The organism is Burkholderia sp. MSMB1078WGS (assembly GCF_001528895.1).
Classification (GTDB): domain Bacteria; phylum Pseudomonadota; class Gammaproteobacteria; order Burkholderiales; family Burkholderiaceae; genus Burkholderia.
In genome coordinates this window covers 1-6,606 of sequence record NZ_LPDI01000017.1, presented here as the reverse complement: position 1 = coordinate 6,606, position 6,606 = coordinate 1, and the positions used below count along the sequence as shown (strand labels likewise).

Genomic DNA, 6,606 nt, shown 5'->3' with positions numbered 1-6,606 from the left:
GAATCGGTCGCGGTGGGGCCGACGACGGTCGTCAACGGCGACAACGGCGTGGGCATCGGCAACGGCGCGATCGTCGATCAGACGGCGCCGGGCGGGGTCGCCATCGGGCAGGCGGCGAGTTCCGCGCAGGCCGATGCGATCGCGCTGGGTAGCGGCGCGACGGCGACGGGCGCGCAGTCGGTCGCGCAGGGCGCGAATGCGGTGGCGGTCAGCGTGGGCAGCGTCGCGCTCGGCTCGGGCGCACGCAGCACGGCGACCGATGCGCTCGCGCTCGGCGCCGGCGCATCGGCGACGTTCGCGAACAGCGTGGCGCTGGGCGCCGGTTCGCTGACCACGGTCGGCGCGCTGACGAACTACGTCGCGTACGGGCTGAGCAGCCCGCAGTCGTCGGCCGGCGAGGTGAACGTCGGCAATCGCCAGATCACCGGGCTCGCGGCCGGCAAGAACGGCACCGACGCGGTGAACGTGTCGCAGCTCGATTCGGTCGCGAACCAGTTGACGACGCTGATCGACCAGCGCACGACCAACCTCGGTGGTTCGTACACGTCGAATCCGACCGGCGGCAACGTGCCGCCAGGGGCGAGCGGCCCGAATTCGTCGGCGGGCGGTTCGGGATCGGTGGCATCGGGCTCGAACAGCACGGCGGTCGGCAACAACTCGACGGCGACGGGCAATGGCTCCACCGCGATCGGCGTGGGTTCGACGGCATCGGGCAACAACTCGACCGCGCTCGGCACGGGCAGCAACGACGGCGGGCGCTCGAACGTGGTCGCGGTCGGCTCGGCCGATTCGGCGCGCCAGGTCGTGAACGTCGCGGCCGGCACGCAAGGCACCGACGCGGTGAACGTGAACCAGTTGAATGCGAGCGTAGGCAGCGCGTTGTCGCAAGCGAACAGCTACACGGACGGCCAGGTGGCGAGCCTGCGCGACAGCCTCGACAGCTATCGCCGCGACGCGGACGGCGGCACGGCGACGGCGATGGCCGTGGCCGGTCTGCCGCAGCCGTCCGGCCCGGGCAAGAGCATGGTCGCGATCGCGGGCAGCGTGTACCGCGGCCAGTCGGGGCAGGCGCTCGGCATCTCGACCATTTCGGAGAACAACCACTGGATCTACAAGGCGGCCGTGTCGACCAACACGCGCGGCACGTACGGCGCCGTGGTCGGCGCCGGCTATCAGTGGTAAGCGGACGGGCGATTCGATGCGAAACATGAAACGGAACAACAAGCGAACCATGAAAACTCAACAGGCTGTGCTGCTCGCGGCGTGCGTCGCGACTGCCGTCGCCATGACAGGATGTGCGGTGCCCCACACGCCGCCCCGCTTTCCGGACGCGGCGTCCGCGTCGCCCGCGGGCGGCACGTTCGTGAACGTCGCGAACCTGCGCAACGTCAGTACGGGCCTCAACAAGGATCAGCTCTACGATCTGATCGGGCCGCCGCACTTTCACGAATGGTTCGTGGGCAACCACGTGTGGAACTACCTGTTCGACTTCCGTCGCGGCGACCAGGTGGTGTCCTGCCAGTACCAGGTGCAGTTCGACAAGAACATGCGCGTGAGCGCGACGTACTGGCGTGATCCGCAGTGCGCGGACTGGGTGCGGGACACGGCGCCGGCGGCAGCCGCCGCCCGGCCGGCCCCTCTCGAGCAGTACACGATCCAGGGGGAGGCACTGTTTCCGTTCGCGCAGTCGAGCCTCGATTCGATGCTCCCGGGCGGTCGCGCGGAGCTCGACGCCGCGATTGCGAAAATCCGCGACGAAGCCGGCGCGACGAACATCGACGTGGTCGGCCACACCGATCGCATCGGCTCGGAAGAAAGCAATCGTGCACTGTCGCTGGCGCGGGCAGAGACCGTGAAACGCTACCTGGTGACGCACGGGATCGACGCCGCGCGCATTCGGGTTGACGGTGCCGGATCGTCACAACCGGTCTCGCGTTGTCCGCCCGGCGAAACGCCGGCCGTCATCGCGTGCCTGCAGAAAGACCGACGGGTGACCATTACCGTGTACGGGCAGCACTGAGTTCGTGCTGCGCGGGGCCGCGGTTGCGCCGATTGTGCGATGTGACGTAGCCGACGGTCGTCGGGCGCGCCGGGCGACGAGTCATGCGCGCTCGCCGGCTCCACGGCGCTAGCGGCCGGCGCGGCGAGCACAACGACCCGCTCGGCATGTAACGACACGGGCCGATCGGCCCGCTTCCCGTAGTCGCAACCAGTTGCGTGGCCGGTGTGACGGCACGAACGCGACACGCCCCGGACGATCCGGGCCGTGTCGTCGATCAGCGGTGCGCGGCGAGCGCTGCGGTTATCGCCAGGAATCGCGCGATATCGTCCGGCGCATGACAATGGAGCGGCGAGATCCGCACCGCGCCGGCGAGCCCGAACGATTTCAGCATCCGGCCCGAATACAGGCTCGATGCGACGCGCTCGTACACGATCACACCGCGCTTCTCGTATTCCCGCACCGCCTGCGTCGGTTCGAGATGCGCGAAGCCGATCCCGACGATCAGGTCGCGCTGCGTCAGATCGTCATGATCCCAGTAGACGTCGACGCCGTCGATCGCACGCAAACCGTCGAGCAATGCGGCCAGCAGCGCGCGCTCATGCAGCTCGATCCGGTGCATGCCCTCGACGAACAGCGTGCGCCGGTCGTCCGAATCGATGAAATACCGGCCGATCCAGGCCACGTAATCGACGATCGCCGATACGACCGCAAACTGCGCGGGCGCCGGGCTGCCGAGTTCCCATACGCCAGTCTCCTTCGCGGCGAGCCGGTGATGCGGCAATGCCGCCGCGCGCGGCGACAGCCACGACATGCCCGAGCCGCGGCATCCGAAAAACTTGTACGGGGCGAAGTTGATCCCGTCGACCGGCGTGCGCTGCAGATCGATGATCCCGTGTGGCGCATGCTGGACCGCGTCGACGACGATGAACAGGTCGGGCTTCTTCGCGCGCGCACGCGCGACGATCGTCTCGATGTCGAATTTCGCGCCGGAAATGTTCGACGCCGCCATCACGCTGAGCAGCGCGGTATCCGCATCGACGAGCGACACGATCGCATCGACGTCCACGCCGCCGGTCTCCGGATTGCTCGGCGCGATGCGCAGCGTCTTGCCGGTGCGTTCCGCGTAATACGTCATCGCATCGTAGGACGACGGATGCTCGAGCACGGTCGTCACCGCATTGGTGCCCGGCACGTTTTCCATGATCGCGCGCACCATGTCGAACATCGCACCCGATGCAGTCAGCGACGCATACACGCTGCCGCCCTGCGCGTTCAGGATCGTGCGAACGTCGTCCTCGCCGCGCGACTGGATCGCCTGCAGATCGAGTGCGCGCGCGTGGATGCGTTCCGGGCAATCGGGCAGCGCATCGATCCGTGCGTACGCGTCGACCGCGGCCTTCAACCGGAACGACCCACCCGCGTTGTCGAAGAACAGCCGCTCGCGGCCGTCGATGTCGCGATCGACGTGATGAAAGCGCGACTTGATCTGCTCCATCAACGCGTCGGGAAAAAATGCTCCACGGGAACTGCTCATCTTCGATGCTCCTGTTTGCTTCGGAATGTTGTGCGATGTGTGCATGGCGGCGTTCATGGCGGCATTCAGCCGCGCAGCGATTCGACGTACGCGCGGCCCTTTTCCGCGTCGTACCGGCCTTCCCATTTCGCGATGACGAGCGGCGCGAGCGCGTTGCCGACGACGTTCAGCGCGGTGCGGCCCATGTCCATGATCCGGTCGACGCCGGCAATGAACGCGAGCCCTTCGAGCGGCAGCCCCGCGCTCGCGAGCGTCGCGAGCATGATCACGAACATGAAGCCCGGCACACCGGCGGCACCCTTCGACGTGACGACCATGGTCAGCGTCAGCAGCACCTGCTGCTGCCAGCCGAGGTGCACGCCGTAGAGCTGCGCGACGAACAGCGTGCCGATGCCGAGATAGATCGATGCGCCGTCCAGATTGAACGTGTAGCCGGTCGGCACCACGAACGTCGTGATGCTCTTCGGCACGCCGTAGTCCTCCATCTTCCTCATCAGCTGCGGCAGCACGGTCGCCGAGCTGCAGGTCGAGAACGCGATGATCAGTTCGTCCTTGATCACGTGCAGCAGCGTGAGGATGCGGAACCCGAAGAGCCGCGCGGTCACGCCGAGCACGGCGATCGCGAACAGCAGGATGGCGAAGTAAGTGACGGCGACCAGCTTCAGCAGCGGCAGCAGCGATCCGAAGCCGAAGCTCGCGACGGTCACCGCGATCAGCGCGCACACGCCGACCGGCGCATAGCGCATCACCATGTTCGTCACCTTGAACATCGCGTCGGCGACGCCCTTGAGCATCGCGAGCACCGGCTTGCGATGCTCTTCCGGCACCGACTGCAGCCCAAGCCCGAACAGCAGCGAGAAAAAGATCACCGGCAGCAGGTCGCCCTTCGCCATCGACGCGACGATGTTGTCCGGGATGATGCCGAGCACCAGCGCCATCAGCCCGTGGTGCGCCTGCTGCACCTGTTGCGTGGTCTGCTGGTAACGGGAGATGTCGGTGTGCCCGAGTTGCGACATGTCGGTGCCGACGCCGGGCTGCAACACGTTGCCGATCACGAGCCCGAGCACGATCGCGATCGTCGTGATCGCTTCGAAATAGAGCAGCGTCTTGATGCCGAGACGGCCGAGCGACTTGCCGTCGCCCACGCCGGCGATGCCGATCACCATGCTCGTGAACACGATCGGCACGACGATCATCCGCACCAGCTTGATGAAGATGTCGCCGGCCGGCTGCAGCAACCCGGACACGGCGGCGTCGCGCAATTGAGGAAACCGGTTCAGCACGAGCCCGGTCGCGATGCCGATGACGAGGCCGATGACGATCTGCCACGCAAGACCGACGCGCGGCTTGCGGGCGGCGCCGGCGGCGGGCGGGGAATCGATGACGGTGTCCATGCAGTCTCCAGGAATGAGGGGTCGATTGAACGATGGGTGCGATGCGGCGCGTTTTCTGGTGAACGCACGCGCCCGGCGACGCCACGGGAGCACCTTAAACAGCCGAAATATGTAAAAAAAGCGATTTTTTGACATGAGAACATATCGCTTTTCTTCATCTATCGAGTGACTCGCGATGCTGACGTTCAAGCAGATGGAAGCGCTGTACTGGATCGTGCAGCTCGGCTCGTTCGACGCCGCGGCGACGCGCCTGAACACGACGCAGTCGGCCGTATCGAAGCGGATCCAGGAACTCGAACGCACGTTCGACCTGACCGTGTTCGATCGCGCGCATCGCAGCGCGCGGCTCACCGACAAGGGCGCGGAGCTGTTCGACCATGCGAAGGCATTGCTCGAACAGCGCGACCGCGTGGTCGAGCGGATGAGCTCGAAGGAAGCGCTGGTACGGCATGTCCGGATCGGCGTGACCGAACTGACCGCGCTGACGTGGCTGCCGCGCTTGATCGCGGCGATCCAGGCCGCGTATCCGCGCGTGCACGTGGAGGCCGAGGTGGACCTGACCGCGACGCTGCGCGATCGGCTCGCGGCCGACACGATCGATCTGATCGTGGTCCCGCAGATTCATGCGACGGACGCGTTCACGGCGACGGCGGTCGGCGAGGTCGACAACGCGTGGATGTGCGCAGCCGGATTCGTGCCGACGTCCCGGGCCGCCCTGTCGTTGACGGACCTCGCGCGGTTTCCGCTGATCCTGCAGGGAAACCTGTCGGGCACCGGGCACCTGTACACGCGCTTTCTGCAGGAACACGGCGTCGCGACTCAGCGCGTGCTGTCGAGCAACAGCCTGCTCGCGCAGATCGGCCTGACGCTGTCGGGGCTCGGAATCAGCTATCTGCCGAAGGCATGCGTCGCGCACCTCGTCGCTTGCGATGCGCTGGAGATCGTGCGCACGCAGCCGGCGCTGCCGCCGGTTCGCTACGTCGCGCTGCATCGCGCCGAACGCGCCCATTCGTTGATCGCCGAGATCGTCCGGCTCGCCGCGCAGTCGTGCGATTTCAACACGAGCCTGCTGGATCCGCGGGCGCACGACTAGGGCGAATGGCGCGGCGCTGCCCACCGCCCTCCGGCGGCCGCCGAACCGGCGATCTGCTGCGCCGCATCAATCCGTATCCGGTTGCGCCCGCTGCCGCAGGCACGAAGCGCCACCGGCGCAATCGCCGTCGCCCACCCGGACATATCCGACGCTAGCGCAAACCCGGAGCCGGTTGCACTGTTCATCGCGATTCTGGTCCTGTATCGTCCTCCCATCCCCGATTGCGAAACCGCTGCATGGGAGGCTCACGATGCGAAAAAAGAATGCTGCAGCCGTCTGGATCCTGATCGCGATGGCGGCAGGCATCGTGATCGGCTACATGATCTTCACGAGCTTTCCGGACAGGAAAGCCGCCGCCGAAATCGCCGGCTACATCTCGCTCGTGTCCGACGTGTTCCTGCGGCTGATCAAGATGGTGATCGGGCCGCTGGTATTCTCCACGCTGGTCGTGGGCATCGCGCACATGGGCGACGCGGCGTCGGTCGGGCGCGTGTTCGCGAAATCGATCGGCTGGTTCGTCACCGCGTCGCTGGTCTCGCTGCTGCTCGGGTTGCTGATGGCGAACCTGCTGCGGCCCGGCGAG

General features: G+C 66.7%; 6 protein-coding genes. 4 read left to right on the top strand and 2 right to left on the bottom strand.

Going from position 1 to position 6,606, the window contains the following annotated elements; translation table 11 throughout:
• The coding region (locus tag WT24_RS35710; protein WP_179949305.1) for a YadA family autotransporter adhesin at nt 1–1,182 on the top strand (1,182 nt) is incomplete at its 5' end.
• Between the two features lie 16 nt (nt 1,183–1,198).
• Entirely contained in the window at nt 1,199–2,020 is an 822-nt protein-coding gene (locus tag WT24_RS03630) for an OmpA family protein (protein WP_060031320.1), read from the top strand.
• A 256-nt stretch (nt 2,021–2,276) separates the two neighbouring features.
• Here WT24_RS03630 and WT24_RS03625 read toward each other — a convergent pair whose 3' ends face one another.
• Both WT24_RS03625 and gltP read right to left on the bottom strand, forming a co-directional pair.
• Complete coding sequence (locus WT24_RS03625; protein WP_059504077.1) at nt 2,277–3,536, bottom strand: aminotransferase class V-fold PLP-dependent enzyme; 1,260 nt, start codon at nt 3,534–3,536, stop codon at nt 2,277–2,279.
• A 65-nt stretch (nt 3,537–3,601) separates the two neighbouring features.
• Nucleotides 3,602–4,930, bottom strand: coding sequence for a glutamate/aspartate:proton symporter GltP (gene gltP, locus WT24_RS03620; protein WP_059504070.1), 1,329 nt, complete (start codon nt 4,928–4,930; stop codon nt 3,602–3,604).
• 175 nt (nt 4,931–5,105) lie between these two features.
• Between gltP and WT24_RS03615 the strand changes: the two genes are divergently transcribed.
• Nucleotides 5,106–6,023, top strand: a complete 918-nt coding sequence (locus tag WT24_RS03615; protein WP_060031318.1) for a LysR family transcriptional regulator — start codon at nt 5,106–5,108, stop codon at nt 6,021–6,023.
• A 250-nt stretch (nt 6,024–6,273) separates the two neighbouring features.
• On the top strand, nt 6,274–6,606 hold a 333-nt coding region (locus tag WT24_RS03610; protein WP_156441743.1), incomplete at its 3' end, for a cation:dicarboxylate symporter family transporter.